19 protein-coding genes are annotated in these 22,845 nt (G+C 71.8%); 10 read left to right on the top strand and 9 right to left on the bottom strand.

The window, feature by feature from the left end; all coding sequences use genetic code 11:
- Positions 1 to 177 precede the first annotated feature (177 nt).
- From ACZ6WH_RS10060 to ACZ6WH_RS10050, 3 genes are all read left to right on the top strand, one after another.
- The gene (locus ACZ6WH_RS10060; protein ID WP_469727378.1) at positions 178 to 1,959 is read left to right on the top strand and encodes a helicase-associated domain-containing protein; all 1,782 of its coding nucleotides are present in this window, start codon (positions 178 to 180) and stop codon (positions 1,957 to 1,959) included.
- 164 nt (positions 1,960 to 2,123) lie between these two features.
- Positions 2,124 to 2,777 carry a nucleoside/nucleotide kinase family protein gene (locus ACZ6WH_RS10055; RefSeq protein ID WP_469727377.1) on the top strand — a complete coding sequence of 218 codons (654 nt, stop codon included), beginning with the start codon at positions 2,124 to 2,126 and terminating at the stop codon, positions 2,775 to 2,777.
- A gap of 171 nt (positions 2,778 to 2,948) precedes the next feature.
- Positions 2,949 to 3,401 (top strand): type II toxin-antitoxin system PemK/MazF family toxin, encoded by a 453-nt coding sequence (locus tag ACZ6WH_RS10050; protein ID WP_432852862.1) that lies wholly within the window; start codon positions 2,949 to 2,951, stop codon positions 3,399 to 3,401.
- A gap of 123 nt (positions 3,402 to 3,524) precedes the next feature.
- On the opposite strand, the gene ACZ6WH_RS10045 is transcribed toward ACZ6WH_RS10050, so the two are convergent.
- The 3 genes from ACZ6WH_RS10045 to ACZ6WH_RS10035 form a co-directional block, all read right to left on the bottom strand.
- A complete protein-coding gene (locus ACZ6WH_RS10045; RefSeq protein ID WP_469727375.1) occupies positions 3,525 to 4,076 on the bottom strand; it encodes a DUF1697 domain-containing protein in 552 nt (183 codons plus the stop codon).
- Between the two features lie 56 nt (positions 4,077 to 4,132).
- On the bottom strand, positions 4,133 to 4,639 hold the full coding sequence (locus ACZ6WH_RS10040; RefSeq protein WP_361560899.1) for a methylated-DNA--[protein]-cysteine S-methyltransferase: 507 nt from the start codon (positions 4,637 to 4,639) through the stop codon (positions 4,133 to 4,135).
- 244 nt (positions 4,640 to 4,883) lie between these two features.
- Entirely contained in the window at positions 4,884 to 5,780 is an 897-nt protein-coding gene (locus ACZ6WH_RS10035) for a glycerophosphodiester phosphodiesterase (protein ID WP_432852857.1), read from the bottom strand.
- Between the two features lie 427 nt (positions 5,781 to 6,207).
- Here ACZ6WH_RS10035 and uvrB point away from each other — a divergent pair, with 427 nt between their 5' ends.
- Complete coding sequence (gene uvrB, locus ACZ6WH_RS10030; RefSeq protein WP_469727374.1) at positions 6,208 to 8,340, top strand: excinuclease ABC subunit UvrB; 2,133 nt, start codon at positions 6,208 to 6,210, stop codon at positions 8,338 to 8,340.
- 324 nt (positions 8,341 to 8,664) lie between these two features.
- On the top strand, positions 8,665 to 9,666 hold the full coding sequence (locus ACZ6WH_RS10025) for a TerC family protein (RefSeq protein ID WP_469727372.1): 1,002 nt from the start codon (positions 8,665 to 8,667) through the stop codon (positions 9,664 to 9,666).
- A 67-nt stretch (positions 9,667 to 9,733) separates the two neighbouring features.
- Here ACZ6WH_RS10025 and ACZ6WH_RS10020 read toward each other — a convergent pair whose 3' ends face one another.
- Both ACZ6WH_RS10020 and ACZ6WH_RS10015 read right to left on the bottom strand, forming a co-directional pair.
- Positions 9,734 to 10,390 (bottom strand): MBL fold metallo-hydrolase, encoded by a 657-nt coding sequence (locus ACZ6WH_RS10020; RefSeq protein ID WP_469727371.1) that lies wholly within the window; start codon positions 10,388 to 10,390, stop codon positions 9,734 to 9,736.
- 79 nt (positions 10,391 to 10,469) lie between these two features.
- Complete coding sequence (locus ACZ6WH_RS10015; protein ID WP_469727369.1) at positions 10,470 to 11,198, bottom strand: maleylpyruvate isomerase family mycothiol-dependent enzyme; 729 nt, start codon at positions 11,196 to 11,198, stop codon at positions 10,470 to 10,472.
- A 568-nt stretch (positions 11,199 to 11,766) separates the two neighbouring features.
- On the opposite strand from ACZ6WH_RS10015, the gene uvrA reads away from it, so the two are divergent.
- A complete protein-coding gene (gene uvrA, locus ACZ6WH_RS10010) occupies positions 11,767 to 14,823 on the top strand; it encodes an excinuclease ABC subunit UvrA (protein ID WP_469727367.1) in 3,057 nt (1,018 codons plus the stop codon).
- 303 nt (positions 14,824 to 15,126) lie between these two features.
- On the opposite strand, the gene ACZ6WH_RS10005 is transcribed toward uvrA, so the two are convergent.
- Entirely contained in the window at positions 15,127 to 15,711 is a 585-nt protein-coding gene (locus ACZ6WH_RS10005; protein WP_469727365.1) for a rhodanese-like domain-containing protein, read from the bottom strand.
- Between the two features lie 93 nt (positions 15,712 to 15,804).
- Between ACZ6WH_RS10005 and ACZ6WH_RS10000 the strand changes: the two genes are divergently transcribed.
- Entirely contained in the window at positions 15,805 to 16,074 is a 270-nt protein-coding gene (locus tag ACZ6WH_RS10000) for a metal-sensitive transcriptional regulator (protein WP_361560897.1), read from the top strand.
- Positions 16,075 to 16,187: 113 nt separating this feature from the next.
- Here the strand turns inward: ACZ6WH_RS10000 and ACZ6WH_RS09995 are convergent, their stop codons facing one another.
- Both ACZ6WH_RS09995 and ACZ6WH_RS09990 read right to left on the bottom strand, forming a co-directional pair.
- Positions 16,188 to 17,168 (bottom strand): carbohydrate kinase family protein, encoded by a 981-nt coding sequence (locus ACZ6WH_RS09995; RefSeq protein ID WP_469727364.1) that lies wholly within the window; start codon positions 17,166 to 17,168, stop codon positions 16,188 to 16,190.
- A 468-nt stretch (positions 17,169 to 17,636) separates the two neighbouring features.
- A complete protein-coding gene (locus ACZ6WH_RS09990) occupies positions 17,637 to 18,635 on the bottom strand; it encodes a LacI family DNA-binding transcriptional regulator (RefSeq protein ID WP_469727362.1) in 999 nt (332 codons plus the stop codon).
- 266 nt (positions 18,636 to 18,901) lie between these two features.
- Here ACZ6WH_RS09990 and ACZ6WH_RS09985 point away from each other — a divergent pair, with 266 nt between their 5' ends.
- The 3 genes from ACZ6WH_RS09985 to ACZ6WH_RS09975 all read left to right on the top strand — a co-directional run bounded on the left by ACZ6WH_RS09985 (position 18,902) and on the right by ACZ6WH_RS09975 (position 21,860).
- On the top strand, positions 18,902 to 19,906 hold the full coding sequence (locus ACZ6WH_RS09985; RefSeq protein ID WP_469727360.1) for a zinc-dependent alcohol dehydrogenase family protein: 1,005 nt from the start codon (positions 18,902 to 18,904) through the stop codon (positions 19,904 to 19,906).
- A gap of 5 nt (positions 19,907 to 19,911) precedes the next feature.
- Entirely contained in the window at positions 19,912 to 21,366 is a 1,455-nt protein-coding gene (locus tag ACZ6WH_RS09980; protein ID WP_469727359.1) for a sugar porter family MFS transporter, read from the top strand.
- A gap of 74 nt (positions 21,367 to 21,440) precedes the next feature.
- On the top strand, positions 21,441 to 21,860 hold the full coding sequence (locus ACZ6WH_RS09975) for a Rieske (2Fe-2S) protein (RefSeq protein ID WP_361560298.1): 420 nt from the start codon (positions 21,441 to 21,443) through the stop codon (positions 21,858 to 21,860).
- A 27-nt stretch (positions 21,861 to 21,887) separates the two neighbouring features.
- Here ACZ6WH_RS09975 and ACZ6WH_RS09970 read toward each other — a convergent pair whose 3' ends face one another.
- The gene (locus ACZ6WH_RS09970; RefSeq protein ID WP_432852823.1) at positions 21,888 to 22,826 is read right to left on the bottom strand and encodes a hypothetical protein; all 939 of its coding nucleotides are present in this window, start codon (positions 22,824 to 22,826) and stop codon (positions 21,888 to 21,890) included.
- Positions 22,827 to 22,845: the final 19 nt, after the last annotated feature.

Genomic DNA, 22,845 nt, shown 5'->3' with positions numbered 1-22,845 from the left:
CATTAGAGTCACCCCGTGGAAGGCCTAGACACACTCACCAGTGCCCTGGCGCGGCGGACGCCCGAGGGGCTTGCTGTGCTTCTTGCCCGGCATGCCGAGCCGTTGTCGCGTCGGCCGGCTCCGGGGCGGCTCCGGGAGCTGGCTGCCGCTCTGTGGTCGTACGAGACGCTCCACCAAGTGGTGCTCGGGCTCGACAAGCCGGGGCTGCACGTGCTGGCCGTGACCGCGCGGCTCAGTCAGGAGCGGGCCCGGGAGGACGCGCACGGGCCGGCCGCGCCCGAGCCGGGGGCCGGTTACCAGTCCCTCATGGCGCACCGCCTGGCCTTCCCTGACCTCGCGGCGGAGCCGGTGCCGGTGGCGGACGTGTACGCGGCGTTGGCGGCGGCCGGGCACGGGGGCGACGCGGACCGGGAGGCCATCGGGGCGGCGCTGGAGGGGCTGTACGAGGTGGCGCTCGCCGCGCCGACGGAGGACGGCCGGGTCGTGGTGCCGCCACGTACGGCGCAGTTGATCGGCGGGCATGAGCTGGGTGCCTTCGAGGCTGCGCCCCACTACGAGGCGAACGCTTGCACGGGTGGTGACGGGGCAGCGGAGGCGGCCGCAGGCTCGGGTGCGGGTGCGGGTGCGGGAGCGCGTCCTGCGCCGGTGGAGGAGCGCGTGCTGGCCGGGGAGTCGCAGGCCGCGGCTGCCGGGCTCGCCGCGGCGTCGGAGCGGCTGCTCGCGGCGCTGGCTGTGCAGCCGGCGGCGCTGCGCAAGTCGGGCGGGCCCGCCGTACGGGAGATCAAGCGGCTGGCGAAGGCGGCCGGCACCTCCGAGCCGCGCACCCGGCTCCTCCTCGACCTGCTGCTCGCGGCCGATCTGCTCGCGCTGACCCGCACGCCCACCGGGACCGTGGCGCTGCCCACCGCCGGTTACGACGACTGGCTCGCGCTGCCGCCCGGCGAGCGGTTGCTGCCCGTCCTCACCGCGTGGACCGGGCACTGGGCGATCGCGACGTGGACGCCGTTCGGGGAGACCCCGACGGCTCTGGAACGTGGCGACGACCGCCGGGCACCCGCCCTGCGCCACGGACTGCTCGCCGCGCTCGTCACCTGCGCCACCGAGGGCGGGCCCGGCGTGCCGATTCCGGTGCCGGACGCCCCGTCGCTGGAGGCGCTGAGGCCACTGGTCGCGGTCACGGCCTGGCACCGCCCGCTGGCCGTCGCCGACGAGCCGCTGATCCTGGAACGCGCCGCCCACACCCTCGACGAGGCCGCCTTCCTCGGGCTCGTCGCTTACGGGACGCTCACCCCGCTCGGCCGGGCCCTGCTGCGTACGGAGACGGACGTCGACCCGGGCCCGTTGCGCGCGGCCCTGCGGTCGCTGCTCCCGCCCCCGCTCGAACAGGCCCTCTTCCAGGGGGACCTGACGGCCGTCGTGCCCGGCCCGCCCTCCACCGCGCTGTCCGGGCTGCTCGCGCTCGCCGCCGACCGCGAGTCCGAGGACAGCGCCACCGCGTGGCGCTTCAGCGGCGCTTCCGTCCGGCGGGCACTGGACGCGGGCAGCACGGCGGACGCGCTGATCGAGGAGCTCACCGCGGTGTCCGCCACGGGGCCCCTGCCGCATCCGCTCACGTACCTGATCAAGGACACGGCGCGCACGCACGGGCGCGTACGGGTCGTACGCGCCGGCTGCTGCATCCGTTCCGACGACACCGCCCTCGTGGCCGAACTGACCGCCCACCGGGCGCTGCGTGACCTGGGACTGCGGGCCATCGCGCCGACCGTGCTGGTCAGTGCTCGGGAGCCCGGCCCCACTCTGGAGGCGCTGCGGGCGGCCGGTTACGCCCCGGCCCTCGAAGCCGAGACCGGCACGACCGTCGTCGAACGCGCGCCGACCCATCGCAGCCGGGCGCCGCTCCGGAAGCCCGCCGATCCGCTCGCCGTGGCCCGGCGGCTGCTGGAGAACGCGCCGGAGTGAAGGTGTGGAGGGTGCGGAGGCGTGGACGGGTGAGTGCAGGGAGGGTGGGAGCCCTCCGGCCGGCTGTCCGTGCGGCCGGAGAGACCCCCACGTCATGATCAACTAAGCGGGCCGGGAGGTCAACGACGTGCCCTCCCGGCCGGCCGCTCCTGCAGAATGGCGGGGTGCGGCTGGAAGCGATCACATGGGAACGGCTGACCGAAGCGCTCGCGGAAGAGGTGGCGGGCAGGACGGCGCACGACGGCAGCCCGTGGCTGCGCGTGGGCATCGACGCGGCCCCGGCGGCGCGCCCCGGTGAGCTGGCCGGGCGGCTCACCGACGCGCTGCGGCTGCGCGGCCGGTCCGTGCAGACGAACAGCGCCCATGGATTCCTGCGGCCGGCGTCGCTGCGGCTGGAGTACGGGCGGCACGACCCGGACGCGTACTACGACGAGTGGTTCGACCGGCAGGCGTTGTGGCGGGAGGTGTTCAACCCGCTGGAGCCCGGGGGCAGCGGCCGCGTCCTCCCGGACCTGTGGGACCCCGAGCGCGACCGGGCGACGCGCAGCCCGTACGTCCGGCTGCCGCCCGGCGGCGTCCTGCTGCTGCACGGCCCGCTGCTGCTCGGACAGTGGTTCCCGTTCGACCTGACCGTGCATCTGGGGCTGTCCGAGGGCGCGCTGAAGCGGCGTACGGAGGAGAGCGAGCGGTGGACGCTGCCCGCCTTCGAACGGTACGAGGCGGAGGTCGCGCCCCGGGAAGCGGCCGACGTGGTCGTACGGGCCGACGACCCGCGGCGCCCCGCGTGGGGCGGCATCGGCGGGCACGGCGGAGCGTGAGCCCGCACGGGCCCCGGCGTACGAGCCCGCGCCTTCCCGTAACCGCCGCCCGAGCCCGTGCCTCCCCGCGGCCGGTGCCCGAGCCCGCGCCTCCTGGTGACCGCCGCCCGAGCCCGAGGGCCCCCTCAGCCCTCACTCTTCCTTGATCCACTGGCCGATACCGTGAAGCCCATGGCAATGGATGAACTGGGCGAACAGGCGGTGCTGCCGGGCAGTGCCGGGCGGACGGCGACCGCGGAGGCGCACCCGCGGACGGTCGGCGCGGTCAGGACGGTGTACGCGCCGGACCACGACGGCGATCCGGACCCCGGCGAGATCGTGTGGACCTGGGTGCCGTACGAGGAGAACGACGGGCGCGGCAAGGACCGGCCCGTGCTGGTCGTCGCCCGGGAGCCGGCGGGCACGCTGCTCGCCGTGCAGCTGTCCAGCAAGCGGCACGACGACCACGAGTGGGTGGCGATCGGCGCCGGGCCCTGGGACCGCGCCGGACGGCCCTCGTGGGTCGACCTGGACAGGGTGCTGCGGGTGCATCCGGAGGGGATGCGGCGCGAGGCCTGCGCGCTGGACCGCGGCCGCTTCAACCTGGTCGTGAACCGGCTGCGGGAGCGGTACGGCTGGCGCTGAGCGCATACGGCTGGGCGGGCGCAGCAGCCGGTGCTGTCGAGGTCCCCGGCGGTCGGCGGCGGAGGGCCGTGGGGCTCAGCCGCCGTCGGTCTCAGCCGCCGACCGCCTCACCCGCCGTGAGTCTCACCCGCCGTCGGCCGCCGCCAGGATCTTGAGGACGGTGTTCCAGTTGCGGGCGGTGGCCGTGACGCCCAGCTTGACGCTCTCCGCGGTGACGGCCGCGGCCAGCTGGGAACGGCCGATGCCGCCCGGGCACCAGAGGTACAGGTCGCGGCCGACCAGCCGGAACGTGTCGGGCGCGTATCCGGCCGCGTCCAGGGCGTCCAGCGGAGCCGTGTCGGAGGGCGGCTCCGACAGGAACGTGAGGTGCAGCGTCTTTGGCTCCGCCGCGGCCTCCGGGAACGGGTTGGCCGCCACGGCTGCGGCGATGTCGTCGTGGGTGCGGACCATGACCGGTACGGCGAAGCCCAGGGCGGCCGCGAACCCGGCCTCCAGGGTGCGGGCCGTCTCCTCCGGCGGGGTGCCGGGGTCGGCGAAGACGATGTTGCCGGTCTGGAGGAGGACGGTGACGTCCCGGAAGCCCAGCTCCGCCATGAGCGTGCGCTGCTGCGCCATGGGGAACTTCTTGTGCCCTCCGACATTGATGCCGCGGAGGAGGGCGACCTGGCGGGGCATGAGCGGGACCTTTCGTGAAAGGGGCGGGGCCGGGCGGGACGCACGCGGCGGGCGGCTCAGAACAGCGGCTGCGGGAGCACCCCCTCCAGCGCCAGGAGCTGCCGCTTCGTCTCCAGGCCACCGCCGAAGCCGCCCAGTCCGCCGCCGCTCTCGACGACGCGGTGGCACGGCACGACGACCGGCAGCGGATTGGAACCCATCGCGACACCGACCGCACGCGCGGCACCGCGCTCCCCGACCCGGTCCGCCAGGTCCTGATAGCCGACGACCGTGCCGTACGGGACGTGGGCGGCCAGCTCGCGGAGCACCCGTTCGTTGAACCCCGAGGACAGCGACCAGTCCAGCGGGACCGTGAAGTCCCGCAGCTCACCGGCGAAGTACGCGACGAGCTCCGCTGCGGCCGTGTCCACCGCCGGTATCGCGGCGACCGGCTCGGGACCGAACGCGCCGCGCAGCCGGGCGAGCGACCTGGCCCGGGCCCGTTCGTCGGCGTGGAAGACGACCATGGCCAGGCCCGTGTCGGTCCCGGCGAGCAGGAGCGGTCCGATGGGGGTGTCCAGCATGCGCCAGGCCCATGCGCGGGGAGGCCGGGCCGGTGTCCGCGCGCCGTCGGGCGCGGGTGTCGTGGCCGTGCCGGTGGGCTCGGCGGCGGTCGCTCCGGCAGCCGCCGTTGCGGGGATTTCGCGTTCCTCGGAAATCGTCACGGCTTCAGCCTAGGGCCGCCCACCGACAAGTGCCGTGGGGAGCGGAGATGCGGCCACCGCTCCCGACGGCAGGGGCCTGCGGCCCCGATGCGATGTACGGGCCTTATGCGGCCGGGATCATGAATCCGGCGCTCTTCACGGCGTCCCGGACGACGTCCGGCTTGTTGGTGATGATGCCGTCCACGCCCCAGCCCGCGACCTTCTTCGCCGTGGCCGCGTCGTCGACGGTCCAGGTGTAGACCTCCAGCGGACGCCCGTGCGCTCCCTCGAAGGCGTGCACCGCCGAGACGTACGCCATGCTCAGGGTCTTGTGGCTGGGGTTGATCTGGTCGGTGAACTGCGCGTACTTGGGCAGGTCGGCGACGGCCGGGGTGCCGAGGAAGCCCGTCTTGATGTCCGGCCGCAGCTCGTGCACCTTCTTGACCGAGTCACCGTTGAAGCTCTGGATGATCAGCCGGCGCTTCACGTGCTGCCGGTCGGTCCAGCCCTCGCGCCGCAGCTCCTCGATGGTCTGCGCTTCGATGCCCGGGTAGCTCTCCGGGGACTTCAGCTCCAGGAGCAGCTTCTGGTGGTTGCGGGTGACCGCGTCCATGTAGCGCTCCAGCGTGGGGACCCGCTGGCCCTTGAACTTCGCGTCGAACCAGCTTCCGGCGTCCAGCTTCCGGATCTCCCCGAGGGTGAAGTCGGCGACCTTCCACGGGGAGCGGTTCGGGTACAGCTCCTCGACGTTCGTGGTGCGGTTGAGCGTCGTGTCGTGCATGACGACCAACTTGCCGTCCTTGGTGCGCTGGACGTCGTTCTCCACCCAGTCGATGCCCATGCGGCGCGCCGCGTCGACTGCGGCGATGGTGTTCTCGGGGGCGTACGCCGAAGCCCCTCGGTGTGCGACGGTGACCGGTCTGTGCGGGTGGTCCGCGGCCTGGGCGGCGGCAGCGGGGAGGCTGAACGCCGTCAGCCCCACGAGCGCGCCGGTAACGGCGGCAACAGGCCGAATGTGCATACGGACTCCTCGGAATCGTCGTCGGCGGGGGTGGTCGGCGGCAGGTTCCCAGCGGGGGTGTACTGGAAGATAGGTCAGGGATGGACATAAATTGAACGAGAAGTGTCGTGTGTCCTGGGTTTGGGACCGTCCGGGGTGGATTCGTGTGGCGTGACCGCGCAACGGGAGTCCTGGCCGGAGCCGGGAAACCGCCGGTTGACCTGCGTTCGACGGCGCCTGGTGGCAGATCGTCGCCTTTTCATCGATCGGCGGGTTTGGCTGGTTCGTTCCTTACGTGCCGCCGTTGTCTCGAATAGGGGCCGGAGGTGGTGGCCGGTCCGTGGAGGCGGGAGCAAGCGCCGTGACGCGGGGTGTCCGGGGGCTTCCGGTCCGTCGTCACCGGCGTCACGGCCCCCGGTTGTCAGTGGCGGGCCGTACGGTGGGTGACATGCGGCCCGTTTCCCACATCGAACGCACGGTGGCGCCTTTCGAGGTCGTCAGCCCGTATCAGCCCAGCGGCGACCAGCCCACGGCCATCGCCGAGCTGGAGCAGCGCATCCGCGGCGGTGAGAAGGACGTCGTCCTGCTGGGCGCGACCGGCACCGGCAAGTCGGCGACGACCGCGTGGATGATCGAGAAGCTGCAGCGCCCGACCCTCGTCATGGCGCCCAACAAGACCCTCGCGGCCCAGCTCGCCAACGAATTCCGCGAGCTGCTGCCGAACAACGCCGTCGAGTACTTCGTCTCGTACTACGACTACTACCAGCCCGAGGCGTACGTCCCGCAGTCCGACACGTACATCGAGAAGGACTCCTCGATCAACGAAGAGGTCGAGCGGCTGCGCCACTCCGCGACCAATTCGCTGCTCACCCGGCGGGACGTGATCGTGGTCTCGTCCGTGTCCTGCATCTACGGCCTGGGCACGCCCCAGGAGTACGTCGACCGGATGGTCCCCCTGAAGGTCGGCGAGGAGATCGACCGCGACCAGCTGCTGCGCCGCTTCGTCGACATCCAGTACACGCGCAACGACGTGTCCTTCACGCGCGGCACCTTCCGGGTGCGCGGCGACACCATCGAGATCTTCCCGGTCTACGAGGAGCTCGCCGTCCGCATCGAGATGTTCGGCGACGAGATCGAGGCGCTGTCGACGCTCCATCCGCTCACCGGCGAGGTCATCAGCGACGACCAGCAGCTGTACGTCTTCCCCGCGAGCCACTACGTGGCGGGCCCCGAGCGCATGGAGAAGGCCATCGCCGGCATCGAGGCCGAGCTCGCCGACCAGCTCGCCAAGATGGAGAAGCAGGGCAAGCTGCTGGAGGCCCAGCGGCTCCGGATGCGTACGACGTACGACATCGAGATGATGCGCCAGATCGGCACCTGCTCCGGCATCGAGAACTACTCGCTGCACATCGACGGCCGTGAGCCGGGCACCGCGCCGAACACCCTCCTCGACTACTTCCCCGAGGACTTCCTGCTGGTCATCGACGAGTCGCACGTCACCGTGCCGCAGATCGGTGCCATGTACGAGGGCGACGCCTCCCGTAAGCGGACCCTGGTCGACCACGGTTTCCGGCTGCCCTCGGCGCTGGACAACCGCCCGCTGAAGTGGGAGGAGTTCCAGGAGCGGATCGGGCAGGCCGTCTACCTCTCCGCGACGCCGGGCCAGTACGAGCTCTCGCGGGGCGACGGCCATGTGGAGCAGATCATCCGCCCGACCGGGCTGGTCGACCCCGAGGTCGTGGTCAAGCCCACCGAAGGGCAGATCGACGACCTGGTCCACGAGATCCGTACGCGCACCGAGAAGGACGAGCGCGTCCTGGTCACCACGCTCACCAAGAAGATGGCCGAGGACCTCACGGACTACTTCCTGGAGCTCGGCATCCAGGTGCGCTACCTCCACAGCGACGTGGACACCCTGCGCCGCGTGGAGCTGCTGCGCGAGCTGCGGGCCGGCGAGTACGACGTCCTGGTCGGCATCAACCTCCTCCGGGAGGGCCTGGACCTGCCCGAGGTCTCCCTGGTGGCGATCCTCGACGCCGACAAGGAAGGCTTCCTGCGGTCGGGCACGTCCCTGATCCAGACGATCGGCCGTGCGGCGCGCAACGTCTCCGGCCAGGTGCACATGTACGCCGACAAGGTCACCCCGGCGATGGCCAAGGCCATTGACGAGACCAACCGGCGCCGCGAGAAGCAGCTCGCGTACAACAAGGAGCACGGCATCGACCCGCAGCCGCTCCGTAAGAAGATCAACGACATCGTCGCGACGATCGCGCGCGAGGAGGTCGACACCCAGGAGCTGCTCGGTACGGGCTATCGCAAGGGCGCCGACGGCAAGGGCAAGGCGCCGGTGCCCGACCTGGGCGGCGCGGCGGAGAAGGGCGGCAAGAGCGGCAAGAAGAAGGCCGCCGTCACGCCGACCGACCGGCCCGCCGCCGAGCTCGCCGAGATGATCGAGGAAATGACGGAGCGGATGCGGGCCGCAGCGGCGGAGCTGCAGTTCGAGGTCGCCGCCCGGCTGCGCGACGAGGTGGGGGAGCTCAAGAAGGAGCTGCGCCAGATGAGGGAGGCAGGGCTGAAGTAGGCGGGGAAACGGGCAGAACGGTAGGCGTACGGGCGTGGCCCGTGCGCCTACCGGCATGTCGAGAGGAAGGCGGGACGTTCCCCATGGACCCGCTACGACCTGCAGTTTTGCATATCTCTTTACTTATCCATGGGGTTCCTTTACTCTCGATGGTGCGGAGGGGAGTATTCCCTGCTGCGGCGTACCCGTCATCACGGATCGAATGGAGATCCCGGGGCGTCGGCCCATTCGGTGTCGCGGAGCACAGCGCGCGATCTCGGGGCGGAAGAGACCTCCGGCAGCGACGACGCTGTGGTGTTGTTACGAACCTGCCGGAGGAGTGCAGTGGACGTTTCCCTGACCATGTGGCTGCTGACCATTCTCGGTCTGTGTGCCCTCATCGCCGCCGACTTCTTCATCGGCGGCCGCAAACCGCACGACGTATCGATCAAGGAAGCCGGTATCTGGACCGGCGTGTGGATCGCGCTCGCCGCCCTCTTCGGGCTCGGGCTTCTCCTGTTCTCCGGCGGACAGCCGGCCGGTGAGTTCTTCGCCGGCTTCATCACCGAGAAGTCGCTGAGCGTCGACAACCTCTTCGTCTTCGTCCTGATCATGGCGAAGTTCGCGGTGCCGTCGATATACCAGCAACGGGTGCTGATGATCGGCGTGCTGATCGCGCTCGTACTGCGCGCCGTCTTCATCGGCGCCGGCGCGGCGATCATCGCCAACTTCTCCTGGGTCTTCTACATCTTCGGCGCCTTCCTCATCTGGACGGCCTGGAAGCTCATCCAGGAGGCGCGGGCCGAGGAGCAGGACGAGGAGTTCGAGGAGAACCGCTTCCTGAAGATGGTCGAGCGGCGCTTCCCGTCGACCGACAAGTACCACGGCACGAAGCTGTTCATCGTGGAGAACGGCAAGCGCCTGATGACGCCGATGCTGATCGTCATGCTGGCGATCGGCACCACCGACGTCCTCTTCGCGCTGGACTCGATCCCCGCGATCTTCGGTCTCACCCAGGACCCGTACATCGTGTTCACCGCCAACGCCTTCGCCCTGATGGGTCTGCGGCAGCTGTACTTCCTCATCGGCGGACTGCTGAAGAAGCTGGTCCACCTCTCGTACGGCCTGTCGGTCATCCTGGGCTTCATCGGCGTGAAGCTGGTGCTGCACGCACTGCACGAGTCGGGGGTGCACGTCCCGGAGATCAGCATCCCGGTCTCGCTGGGCGTCATCTGCGCCGTGCTGATCATTACGACGATCACCAGCCTGCGGGCCTCGAAGAAGCAGGCGGAGGCCGAGGCGGCCGCCGGTACGCAGGACGACGAGAAGAAGTCGATAGGCGCCTGACGCCGAACGCACACGCGCGGTGTGCGGGCACCAGCCCGCACACCGCGCGTCGTCGTTCTGGCCGGCTCTACCAGCCGCGCTCGCGCCACTCCGCGAGGTGCGGGCGCTCGGCGCCGAGGGTGGTGTCCGCGCCGTGGCCCGGGTAGACCCAGGTCTCGTCCGCCAGCTGAGCGAAGAGCTTGCTCTCCACGTCGTCGATGAGGCTGGCGAAGTGCGCGGCGTCGCCGTGGGTGTTGCCGACCCCGCCGGGGAAGAGGCAGTCGCCGGTGAAGAGGTGCGGGTGGCCGTGCGGGTCGTCGTAGACCAGGGCGATGCTGCCGGGCGTGTGCCCCTTCAGATGACGGGCGGTGAGCGTGACCCGTCCGACGCTGATCGTGTCGCCGTCGTCGACCAGCACGTCCGTCGGTACGGGAATGCCCTCGGCGTCGTAGCGGCCGGCGAAGGTCCGCGCGCCGGTCCGCTCGACGACCTCGCCGAGCGCTCCCCAGTGGTCGCCGTGCTGGTGCGTGGTGACGACCGAGGAGATGCCGCCCTCGCCGATCAGCCCGAGGAGCGTGTCCGGCTCCGCCGCGGCGTCGATCAGCACCTGCGCATCGGTTGCGCGACAGCGCAGCAGGTAGGCGTTGTTGTTCATCGGACCGACCGCGATCTTGGAGATGATCAGGTCGGTCAGCTCGTGTACGTCGGCGGGTCCGCCGACCTTGACTGCTCCGGTGTACGCCATGCCCGCAGCCTACTGGCCGGGCCCGGGGAAGCAGCGGGTGCGTACGGCCCGTGCGGCCGCGCCCGGCGCGGTGCCGGGATCAGCGGTCCGGCAGCGTCGGCAGCGCTGCCTCGCCGTCGGTGGAGAGGCCGGCGCCCGCGGTGCGGCCGGTGAGCCAGCCGACGAGCGCGGCCGGGGAGCCGCTGACGGTGAGCGGAATGCCGTCCGCGCGGCCGGTCCGCCAGCTCCGGCCGTCGTCCGCGCGCAGCTCCAGCGCGGCGACCTCGGCGTGGCCCTTCAGCCGCCGCTCCGCGAGGAAGGCCAGCTCGGCGTCCAGGTACTCCGGGGCCAGGTGGTCGACGGTGTAGCCGACGCCGAGGTCCACGTGGTGCAGCTCGACCTCGGCGAGGCGGCGGAAGGGCAGCCGCCCGGCCCGCTCGACGACGCCGTTCCGCATCTCCACCTCGTACGCCAGACGCTCGGGGCCGAGGGCCGAGCAGGCCGCCTCCCAGCGCTCGGCGGCGGACCGCAGGTCCTCCAGGTGGGCCGTCAGCGGGCGGTCGGCGTCCCGCTCGATGTCGGCGTCGCGGGCGGCGGGGGAGGCGTACATGGGCGTGGGTGTGCCCGTACGCGCCCACGTGAGGAGGTTGACGAGCGCGTCGGCGTTGCGGGCGAGGTGCGCGAGCACATGGCCGCGGGTCCAGTCGGGCAGGAGGGAGGGCTCGCCGACGGCCTCGTCGTCGAGCTTGCCGACGGAGACCAGCAGGCGGTCGGTGGCGGCGTGGACGGCTGCCGCGTCGTACGCGAATTCCTGTGCGATGTCGGTCATGAACCGAAGCTAGCGCTGCCATCGGGCCGGCGGGAGTCGGCGCGCGTCGCCAGCCGGGAGCGCACGAGTGCCGGGGTACGCGCCACGGCGGAAGGGATCGGGCGGTCACGGTGTTGTGGGAGGGGGGCGTCCGGATCGGGGCGGTGCGTGCCCGGCGCCCGCCGGGTTCCTGGATTCGACCGGATACGTGCAGGTCAAAAGCTGTGCGAGCGGTTCGGGACCGGGCGTTGTCAGACCCCGGCAGTACGGTGAATGACGCGGTGGGCTCTGCCGTCCGGTGCATCCGTGAGCAGGTCTTCGGCACGGCGCCGCCAGGCGGTCGGAACCACCGTGCAGCAGGCTGTCCGGCGCTTGCGTGCCGGGCCACCGGCGCCTTTGCGTCAGTGGTCCGCCGTCCGGCCACACCTTCGGGTGAACCCGGCTGGCGGACACCGTAAATCGAATGCACGTGCTATAGGCTCGTGTGTGGCATCGAAACGACTTTGAACAGACATTGCCGCGGCGGCCCCCATACCCTGGGGCGGGGGTGCGCGGCACCCCGCCCCTCTCACGAAAGGTGCCGACCGGCGTGACAGACCGTCTCATCGTCCGTGGCGCTCGCGAGCACAACCTCCGCAACGTCTCGCTCGACCTCCCCCGTGACTCCCTCATCGTGTTCACGGGTCTCTCCGGGTCGGGCAAGTCCTCGCTCGCGTTCGACACGATCTTCGCCGAGGGCCAGCGGCGCTACGTCGAGTCGCTGTCCTCGTACGCCCGGCAGTTCCTCGGGCAGATGGACAAGCCCGATGTGGACTTCATCGAGGGCCTCTCCCCGGCGGTCTCGATCGACCAGAAGTCGACGTCGCGCAACCCGCGCTCGACGGTCGGCACGATCACCGAGGTCTACGACTACCTCCGCCTGCTGTTCGCCCGCATCGGCAAGCCGCACTGTCCCGAGTGCGGCCGCCCGATCGCCCGCCAGTCGCCGCAGGCCATCGTGGACAAGGTGCTGGAGCTGCCCGAGGGCAGCCGCTTCCAGGTCCTCTCGCCGCTCGTCCGCGAGCGCAAGGGCGAGTTCGTCGACCTCTTCTCCGACCTGCAGACCAAGGGGTACAGCCGGGCCCGGGTCGACGGCGAGACGATCCAGCTCTCCGAGCCGCCGAAGCTCAAGAAGCAGGAGAAGCACACGATCGAGGTGGTCGTCGACCGCCTCACGGTCAAGGACAGCGCCAAGCGCCGGCTGACCGACTCCGTCGAGACCGCGCTCGGCCTCTCCGGCGGCATGGTCATCCTCGACTTCGTCGACCTCGAAGCCGACGATCCGCAGCGCGAGCGGATGTACTCGGAGCACCTCTACTGCCCGTACGACGACCTGTCGTTCGAGGAGCTGGAGCCGCGGTCCTTCTCGTTCAACTCGCCGTTCGGCGCCTGCCCCGAGTGCACCGGCATCGGTACGCGCATGGAGGTCGACCCCGAGCTGATCGTCCCGGACGAGGACAAGTCGCTCGACGAAGGCGCCATCCACCCCTGGTCGCACGGCCACAACAGGGAGTACTTCGGCCGGCTGATCGACGCGCTCGCGGACGCGCTCGGCTTCCGTACGGACATCCCGTGGGCCGGCCTGCCGCAGCGCGCCAAGAAGGCCCTGCTCAACGGGCACCGGACCCGCATCGAGGTGCGCTACCGCAACCGCTACGGCCGGGAGCGGGCGTACACCACGCCGTTCGAGGGCGCCCTGCCGTTCGTGCGGCGGCGGCACTCCGAGGCGGAGAGCGACTCCAGCCGTGAGCGCTTCGAGGGCTACATGCGCGAGGTGCCCTGCCCCACCTGTGACGGCACGCGCCTGAAGCCGATCGTGCTGGCCGTCACCGTGCAGGGCAGGTCCATCGCCGAGGTCGCAGCCATGTCCATCAGCGACTGCGCCGACTTCCTGCGGGACATGAAGCTGGACGCCCGCCAGAAGAAGATCGCCGAGCGGGTGCTCAAGGAGGTCAACGAGCGGCTGCGCTTCTTGGTCGACGTCGGCCTGGACTACCTCTCGCTGAACCGGGCCGCCGGCACCCTGTCCGGCGGCGAGGCCCAGCGCATCCGGCTCGCCACCCAGATCGGTTCCGGGCTGGTCGGCGTGTTGTACGTGCTCGACGAGCCGTCGATCGGCCTGCACCAGCGGGACAACCACCGCCTCATCGAGACGCTGGTCCGGCTGCGGGACCTCGGTAACACCCTGATCGTCGTCGAGCACGACGAGGACACCATCAAGACCTCGGACTGGGTGGTGGACATCGGCCCCGGCGCCGGTGAGCACGGCGGCAAGGTCGTGCACAGCGGCCCGTTGAAGGAGCTGCTGGCCAACGAGGAGTCGATGACCGGGCAGTACCTGGCCGGCAAGAAGGTCATCCCGACGCCGGACGTGCGCCGGCCCGTCGACCCCGAGCGCCGCCTCACGGTGCACGGCGCCAAGGAGAACAACCTCCAGGACATCGACGTGTCCTTCCCGCTGGGCGTGCTGACCGCTGTCACGGGTGTCTCCGGATCCGGCAAGTCGACGCTGGTCAACGACATCCTCTACACCCACCTGGCGCGCGAGCTGAACGGCGCCAAGTCGGTGCCGGGCCGGCACACCCGGGTCGAGGGCGACGACCTGGTCGACAAGGTCGTGCACGTGGACCAGTCGCCCATCGGCCGTACGCCGCGGTCGAACCCGGCGACGTACACCGGTGTCTTCGACCACGTCCGCAAGCTGTTCGCGGAGACGATGGAGGCGAAGGTCCGCGGCTATCTGCCGGGCCGGTTCTCCTTCAACGTCAAGGGCGGCCGCTGCGAGAACTGCTCCGGCGACGGCACGATCAAGATCGAGATGAACTTCCTGCCGGACGTCTACGTCCCGTGCGAGGTGTGCCACGGGGCGCGGTACAACCGCGAGACGCTGGAGGTGCACTACAAGGGCAAGTCCATCGCCGAGGTGCTGGACATGCCGATCGAGGAGGCGCTGGACTTCTTCGAGGCGGTGCCGACCATCTCGCGGCATCTGAAGACGCTCCACGAGGTCGGCCTCGGTTACGTCCGGCTCGGCCAGCCCGCGCCGACGCTCTCCGGCGGTGAGGCGCAGCGCGTCAAGCTGGCGTCCGAGCTGCAGAAGCGCTCCACGGGCCGCACGGTCTACGTCCTGGACGAGCCGACGACCGGTCTGCACTTCGAGGACATCAACAAGCTGATCCGTGTGCTGTCCGGCCTGGTCGACAAGGGCAACTCCGTGATCGTCATCGAGCACAACCTCGATGTGATCAAGACGGCCGACTGGCTCGTGGACATGGGTCCCGAAGGCGGCAACGGCGGCGGTCTCGTCGTCGCCGAGGGCACACCCGAGCAGGTCGCGGCGGTCCCGGCCAGCCACACCGGCAAGTTCCTGCGGGACATCCTCGGCGACCGGGTCAGCGACGCCACCCCGTCGAAGAAGACCGCGGCCAAGCGCGCGGTGGCGAAGAAGTCCACGTCCACCGCGGCGAAGGCGCCGGCCAAGAAGACGGCGGCGAAGAAGGCCGCGGCCGGCAAGACGGTGGCCGCGGAGAAGTCCCCCAAGAAGAAGACGGTTACCAAGGCGGTCAAGCCGAAGACGACCCGCGCGAAGGGGAAGGCCGCGGGGTAGCACGGGGAGCGTGGCCGGGCCTGGTGGTGGGGGAGCCGGGCCCGGCCGCGCCGGGCGGTCCCGGGGCCGGGAGCCCTTGAGGGACGAGGCCAGGTGCGGACGAGGTCGGGTGCGGACGAGGTCAGGTGGGGCCGGCGGGGTGACCGGCCCAGCCTGATCGGTCCGGCGTGATCCGTCCGGGCGTGATCGTCGGGGCGTGATCGGTCCTCGTGCTGTCGGCCGGGCGCCGGTGCCCGGGAGACGTAGCGACGGGCTCGCGTAGGCAGGTGGGGTTTCCCCGCCGGTGACGTAGGGGCCGTGTGGTCAGTTCTCCAGGATCCGGAGGGTGGCCGTGAGGGACGGCGTTGTGGCGGGGCGGCGGTTGTGGGGGAGCCTGGCCAGGGCCCTCGCCATGCCGCAGGTGTCGGTGGCGGCCGAGAAGACCAGGCCGGCGCCGATGGCGGCGGAGAGATACTTCGCGCCCGGCAGGACGCGGTCGGCGAGCACACCGGCCAGCACGATCGATCCGGCGGCGAGCCGTACCTGGCGCTCCATGGGCCAGACGGCGCGGCCCTCGGCCGGGCGCTCCAGGGGCTGGCCGACGGCGGCCCAGGCGCTCGTGCCGCCGGTCACCGAGGCGGCCGTGACCCCGGCGTCGGCGAGCAGGTCGCAGGCGGTGGCGGAACGGTTGCCGCCCGCGCAGACCACGGCGAGCGGCCCCCGCGCGGTGACCGAGCGCAGGACCGGTACGGCGCGGTCGAGCTGGTCGAGCTGGTCGAGGGGGACGTTGAGGGCGCCGGGGATGTGTCCCGAGGCGTACTCCCCGGGCGTGCGGACATCGATGAGTGTCAGCTCCGGAAGGCGGGGACGGAGCTCTTCGACCGACAGGGGAGCGGCGGGGGTGGCCATGGGGGTCCTCTCGCAGACGTACCGGGAATGCGGGTGTCAGGACCAGCGCTACCATACCCGCGGGGGTATTCGTGGAAAGGAACGGCCGTGGAGCTGCCAGCAGAGGAACTGAAGGGCGCGGTCAACCGGCTGCGCCGGGCCCAGGGGCAGATCTCCGGGGTGATAGGGATGATCGAGCAGGGCCGGTCCTGCGAAGAGGTCGTCACGCAGCTCGCCGCGGCGTCCCGCGCCCTGGACCGGGCCGGTTTCGCGATCATCGCCACGGGCCTGGAGCACTGCCTGACGGACGACGGGACGGGGCCGGAGATGGAGCGCGACGAGATGCGCGCCAAGCTGGAGAAGCTGTTCCTGTCGCTGGCATGAGCCCGGCGAGCCGCCGGGGCGCCTTCCTGGCGTGAGCTGCCGGGGCGTCTTCCTGGTGTGAGCCGCCGGGGCGGCCTCGACACACGCCCCGGGTCCCTCGGCCGGCCGGCCGCTCAGGCGAGTTCTGCCGCGTACGGGGGTTCCGCGCCGGGGCGGGAGCAGGTGACGGCCGCGGCCCGCGCGGCGTAGCCGAGGATGTCGCGCCAGGAGTCCTCGCCGAGCGCCGCGAGCGCGGTGGGGGAGAGGGCGTGGTGCGCGTCCAGCCGGTGCAGGAGCGCCGCGTTGACCGTGTCGCCCGCGCCGATCGTGTCCACGACGTCGACGCGTTCGCCCGGTACGGAGACCTCGCCGGAGGTGGTCGCGACGGTCAGGCCGTCGCCGCCGCGGGTGAGTACGACGGCCGCCGGGCCGACGGCCAGCCACTCCTTCACCGCACCGGTCACCGCGTCGGCCGCCGCCTCCTCCGGGAGGTCGTCGGCGCCGGCCAGCCAGCGCGCGTCCTCCTCGGAGAGCTTGAGCAGCGCGACGTGCGGGAGCCAGGAGTGGAAGCGGGCGCGGTAGGCGTCCGGGTCGGGGATCAGACCGGCGCGGATGTTCGGGTCCAGCGCGGTGAACACCCCGCGGGCCGCCTCGCGGCGCAGCAGCGCCTCGTACGCGCTGGCGCCCGGTTCCAGCACGAGGGAGCAGGTGCCCAGGGAGAGGGCGCGTACGCCGTCGGGGAGTGCGGGCGGCAGGGTGAAGAGGCGGTCGGCGGTGCCGTCGACGTAGAAGCCGTAGCCGGCCGAGCCGTCGGGGCTGATGTCGGCCAGCGCGAGCGTGGTGGGCTCGGTGCCCCGCTGGACCAGCGTGGTGTCGACGCCCGCCGACCGCAGGCCGTCCAGGAGGGACGTGCCGAAGGCGTCGGTGGAGATCCGCGAGCAGAAGGCGGCCGGTGAGCCGAGCCGTCCGAGGGCGACCGCGGTGTTGTACGGGCCGCCGCCCCGGCGCGGCGACAGCGTGGGCAGCGCCGCCGCGCTGTCCGCGGGGGCGGGCTCGCCGTCCGCGGCGCTCGTGGGGACGAGGTCGATGAGGGCTTCGCCGGCGACGACGATCACGAGAGGTCCTTTCCGGGGGCGGTCCGGGGTGCGGGAACGGCCCGCTGTACGCGGACGGTCCGAGGTTCGACTGCGACTGCGACTGCGGCCGCGGGGGCGGTCCGCGGTACGCGGTGGAGTCGGGGTGCGTGGCCGGTCCGGTGCGCGGCGACGGCCCCGGGCTCGGGGAAGGTCCCGGGCTCGGGGAAGGTCCCGGGTCCATGGGCCGGCCGTTGCGTGGAGTCGGCCCGTCGCGCGGCGGGCCGCGGCGCGCGGGCGGGTGTCGTGCGGGCCGTAGGGGAGTGAGGCGTACGGCGCGGTCCCGGACCGCCCGGCGTCCCGCCCCGTTCGGCGAGGCGGGCGGTTGCATGGAGCGCGCCGGCGCGATGCGCGTCCGCCCCGTGCGCCTCGGCACGGCGCGCCTCCGTACGGCGTGCCCCCGCGTCGCACACCCCACCACCGCGTCCCTCCGCAGCTCGCACCTCTGGCTCACTCCCCGCAGCCGCAGGACGTGCGGTGGATGAAGGTGCAGGGGAGGCGGAGGGTGCGGGGTGGGCGGGCCGGGGTCCGGAGGCGGTCCAGGAGGAGGTCGACGGCGGCGGCGCCGATCTCGCGGCTGGGCTGGGAGATCGCGGTGAGCCGGGGGGAGAAGAGGTCCGCCCACGAGAAGTCGTCGAAGCAGGCGAGCGCGATGTCGTGCGGCACCCGGAGGCCCAGCTCGCCGAGGGCCTTCAGGGCGCCGATGGTCATGGCGTTGTTGGCGGTGATCACGGCGGTGGGCGGTTCGGGGGCGGCGAGGAGGTGCCGGGTGGCGTCCTCGGCGCCCTCCGCCTCGGAGTTGCCGCCCGCGAGCAGTTCCGGCGCGAACGGCAGGCCGCGGGAGCGCAGGCCCTCGCGGTAGCCCGCGACGCGTTCGGTGGTCGTGCTCAGGCCGGGGAGTCCGGCGATCAGGCCGATACGGGTGTGGCCCAGGTCGGCCAGGTGCTCGACCAGTTGCCGCACGGGGCCCGTGCTCTCGGCGCACACCTGGTCGTACGCGTCGCCGACCAGCCGGTCCAGGAAGACCGTGGGGACCTCGCGCTTGGTGACGTACTCGACGAGCGCGGCGGGTTCGGCGGACGGGGCGACGATCATGCCGTCCACGCGGCGTTCGTGCAGCAGCTGGACGACCTTGCGCTCGTGCGCGGGGTCGTCGTGCGGGTCGGCGATCAGCAGGCTGTATCCGGCCTCCAGGGCGCCGGCCTCGACGCCCTGGAGGATCTCGGTGAAGTACGGGTTGCTGATCGCGGAGACCGCGAGGCCGATGGAGCGGGTGCGCGAGGTCACGAGGGAGCGGGCGAGCGTGTTGTGGGTGTAGCCCAGCTCGTCGATCGCTTCCAGGACGGACTCGCGGGTGTCGGGGCGGACGGGCCGGGTCTCGTTCAGGACGTGCGAGACCGTCGCCACGGAGACGCCCGCGCGGCGTGCGACATCCACCATCGTCGCCATCCGATGCCGTCCTCCCCGACGTGGCCGACGTGACCGACGGCGTGCGTGATTGTGGGGAAACCGTAACGCATGAGAAGCGTGCCGTAAACGCTTGCGTAAGCGTTTACGTGCGAGCTAGCCTCCCGGCAACCGAGGGCCGGCGAAGCCCCACGGAACCGAGGAGTTACGGAGCCCCCGCGCGAAGCCTCGGGGCGGGAAGCGGCGCAGCCGCACCAGCACCAGCCGCAGTACCCAGAAGCCGCAGCACAACGAAGTGGAGGCGCGATATGCGCGCTGTCGTGGTCACCGAGCCGGGCCGAGCCGCCCCGGCCGACGTGCCGGACCCCCGGCCTGAACCCGGCGAGGTCGTCGTCCGCGTCTCCTCGTGCGGCCTGTGCGGGACGGACATGCACATCCTCGGCGGCGAGCTGCCGCCGGTGACGTACCCGGTGATCCCCGGGCACGAGCTGACCGGCGAGGTGATCGCGGTCGGCGAGGGCGTCGCCGTACCGGCCGTCGGCGACCGGGTGGCCGTGGACCCCAACATGCCGTGCGGCGCCTGCCACTACTGCCGGATCGGCCGCGGGAACCTCTGCGAGGACTACCGGGCGATCGGCGTCACGCAGGCGGGCGGCTTCGCCGAGCAGGTGGCCGTCCCGGCGCGCTGCTGTTACGTGATCCCGGCGTCCTTCTCCGAGGCGGCGGCCGGTCTGATCGAGCCGCTGTCCTGCGCGGTGCACGGGCTGAACCGGCTGCCGCGCCGCCCCGGCGAGCACTACCTGATCTACGGCGCGGGCACGATGGGCCTGATGATGGCCGCGCTCGTACGGACCGCGGGCGCCGCCTCCGTCTCGGTGGTCGACCTGAACGAGGAGCGGCTGGCGTTCGCCGAGTCGTTCGGCCTGGACGCGGCCGTGACCAGCGCGGACAAGCTCGGGCGCGGCAAGAGTCCGGGCTTCGAGGTGGTCGTGGACGCGACCGGCGCCGTGCCCGCCATCGAGGACGGGCTCGGCCGGGTACGCAAGGGCGGCACGTTCCTGCAGTTCGGCGTGGCGGACCCGGCCCGGAAGGCCGCGTTCTCGCCGTACCTCGTATACAACAGCGAGATCGACATCATCGGCTCGATGGCCGTGCACAACAGCTTCCAGCCCGCCATCGACGTGCTCGCCTCCGGGCTCGACCTGGATCCGCTGGTCAGCGACGTGTTCGGGCTGGAGGACTTCGACGAAGCCGTCGCCCGCTTCAAGGCCGGCACCGGCCGCAAGATCCACATCGCGCCGGACAAGGGGTGACGCAGATGGCAACCGCGGTCCCCGCGACACAGCGGGCCTCTCGCCTGAAGAACGGGCTGATCTGGGTCTTCGGCGCCCTCGGCGGCATCCTGTGGGGCTACGACACCGGCGTGATCTCCGGGGCGCTGCTCTACATCAAGCGGGACATCCCGATGACCCCGCTGCTGGAAGGCATGGTCGTCTCCGGGCTGCTGGTCGGCGCGATGCTGGGCGCCGGCCTGTCCGGGCGGCTGTCGGACTCCTGGGGCCGCCGGCGGCTGATCCTCGCCGCCTCCGGGGTCTTCATCCTGGGCACGCTCGGCGCGGCGCTCGCCACGCACGTCTGGGCGCTGATCGCCTTCCGCTTCGTCCTCGGCATCGGTGTCGGCATCGCGTCCGTCGTCGTGCCGCTCTACCTGACCGAGCTGGCGCCCAAGCACGTGCGCGGCGGACTGGCCTCGCTGATGCAGCTGCTGGTCACGGTCGGCATCTTCCTCGCGTACGTCACCGACTACGTCTTCCACGACTCCGGCGCCTGGCGCTGGATGATCGGGCTCGGCGTCGTGCCCGCCGCGGTACTGGCGGTCGGCATCATCACGCAGCCGGAGAGCCCGCGCTGGCTCGTCGGCAAGGGGCGTGGCGACGAGGCGCGGCGGGTGCTGTTCCAGCTGCGCGGGGAGGGCGAGGCGGCCCGGGCCGAACTGGCCGAGATCGAGGAGACCGTACGGACCGAGCGCGAGCAGACCGAGAGCCTGACCTTCCGGCACCTGCTGTCGCCGAAGCTGCGGCCGGTCTTCGTCGTCGGGATGCTGCTGGTGTTCTTCCAGAACTTCGTCGGCATCAACACGATCATCTACTACGCGCCCCGGCTGCTGACCAACGTCGGCTTCGGGGACAGCGGCGCGATCATCGCCACTATGGGCGTCGGCGCGCTGAACATGCTGATGACGCTGCCCGCGATGCGGCTGATCGACCGCAAGGGGCGCAAGCCGCTGCTCCTGTGGGGCGCGCTGGGCATGTGCGCCGCCATGGTGCTGCTGGCCGTCACGAACCTCAGCGGACTCGGGTACGGCGCGCTGCTGTCCGTCCTCACGCTCTTCGGGATCGGCCTCTACATCGCGTCGTTCGCCGTCTCCTGGGGGCCGGTGCAGTGGGTGATGCTGCCCGAGCTGTTCCCGATGCGGCTGCGGGCCGCGGCGGTCGGCCTGTGCGTGATCTTCAACTGGCTGTTCAACATGGCGGTCGCGCTGGTGTTCCCCTCGCTCCTCGACACCTTCGGGGCGGGCGCCAACTTCCTCTTCTTCGCGGTGATGACGTTCCTCGCCTTCGTGTTCGTGCGGAAGCTGCTCCCCGAGACGAAGGGGCGCAGCCTGGAGGAGATCGAGCAGGACCTGCTGCGGAGGACGGCGAGCGATCCGGCGGACCCGGCCGGGGGCGCGGATTCCGTCCCGGTATCGTCGGGAAGCAGCGTCGGCCCCTGAGAGCGCGCGCGTCCCGCGAGGGGGCGCACACCCCGGGGAAGGCATCCCGCCCCCGGAACGCAGGAGTCATGACCATGAGCGAGCCCCTCCACCGCCGTACCGTGCTGCGCGGGGCCGCGCTCGCGGGCATCGCGTGCGTCGGCGCCGCCGCGTGCTCCGCGGGCGGTTCGGGGTCGGGCTCGGCCCCGAAGGCGCCCACGCAGGAGACGGAGCTGGGTGCTGCCGCCGAGATACCGGTCGGCGGCGCCAAGCTCTACCCCGAGGAGAAGCTGGTCGTCTCGCAGCCGGCCGAGGGGGAGTTCAAGTGCTTCAGCTCGGTGTGCACGCACGCCGGCGCGGTACTGAACAAGCTCGACAAGGAAGTGGCGACCTGCCCGCTGCACGGGAGCCGGTTCGACGTGGCCACGGGAAAGCCCGTGCACGGGCCGGCGACCACGCCGCTGGAGGAGATCCCGGTCAAGGTCAAGGGCGGCAAGCTGATCGCGGGTTCGTAGGGCCGCCTTTCCGCGCCCCCGAAGGGCTCAGCCCCAGTCCCATTCGATGCCGAGCAGGCCCGGGCGTACCGACTGGTCGACCAGGTGGACGGCGCGGTGCTGCCCCGTGAGGGTCAGGTCCTGGCGGGCCGTGCGGGGCGCGGCCATCGTGGCCTGCGCGAAGCGGCCGCAGCGCACGGGGAGCGCCGCCTCGTCGAAGCGGATCTGGAGGACGTACTGCCCGCCGGGGAACGGGAAGCCGCGCAGGTACTCCGTGCTCTCGCCCGCGGTCCCGTCGCGGAACCCGTAGGAGAAGACGTACGTCTCGCCCGCCCGCAGCCGGGTGTCGAAGAGCAGCTCGGCGACCACGAGCGGCGCCTCCGGGGCGTACCGCACCCGGCCCACCCGGCAGTTCTCCGTGGCCCGCACGGCCATCCGCGCCGGATCGGCGCCCTCGTCGCCGCAGTGGATGGCGACGTACCGGTCGATGCCGTCCCGGTGCGCGCGCACCACGTGCTGCGACTCGCGGTCCAGCAGCTCGCGCCGCGCCCCTATGCGCACCCGCTCCGACTGCCCCACGGTGTGCAGCCCGCCGTCCGTGGGGGCGCCGAGGTCGGCGAGGAGCTTGCGCACCACGTCGGAGGCCTCGGTCAGGGTGCGGTACGACCGGCCCGTGGGCCGCTCCACGTCCGGGAACACCGGGGTCTGCGACTCCAGGAGCCGGGTCAGGGAGCCGGCCGGCAGCTCCAGCACCTCCTCCAGGGCGGTCACCGCGCGCAGCGACTCGGGGCGCTGCGGGCGGCGGGCGCCCTGCTGCCAGTAACTGAGGCTGGTGACGCCGACCTTGATGCCGCGCTGCGCGAGCTTGTACTGCACGCGGTGCAGGGCCAGGCCGCGTTCGGCCAGTGCGGCCCGCAGGGCCAGGTGGAACGGCCCGGTGCGCAGCACCTGTGCCAGCACGTCCGATGCGGCGGTGTCCTGTGCCATTGCCAACCCTCCGGTGCGC

Source organism: Streptomyces sp. NPDC050806, from assembly GCF_055586425.1.
Note: the sequence above shows the minus strand (reverse complement) of the source record. Positions and strands in the feature narration are given on the sequence as shown.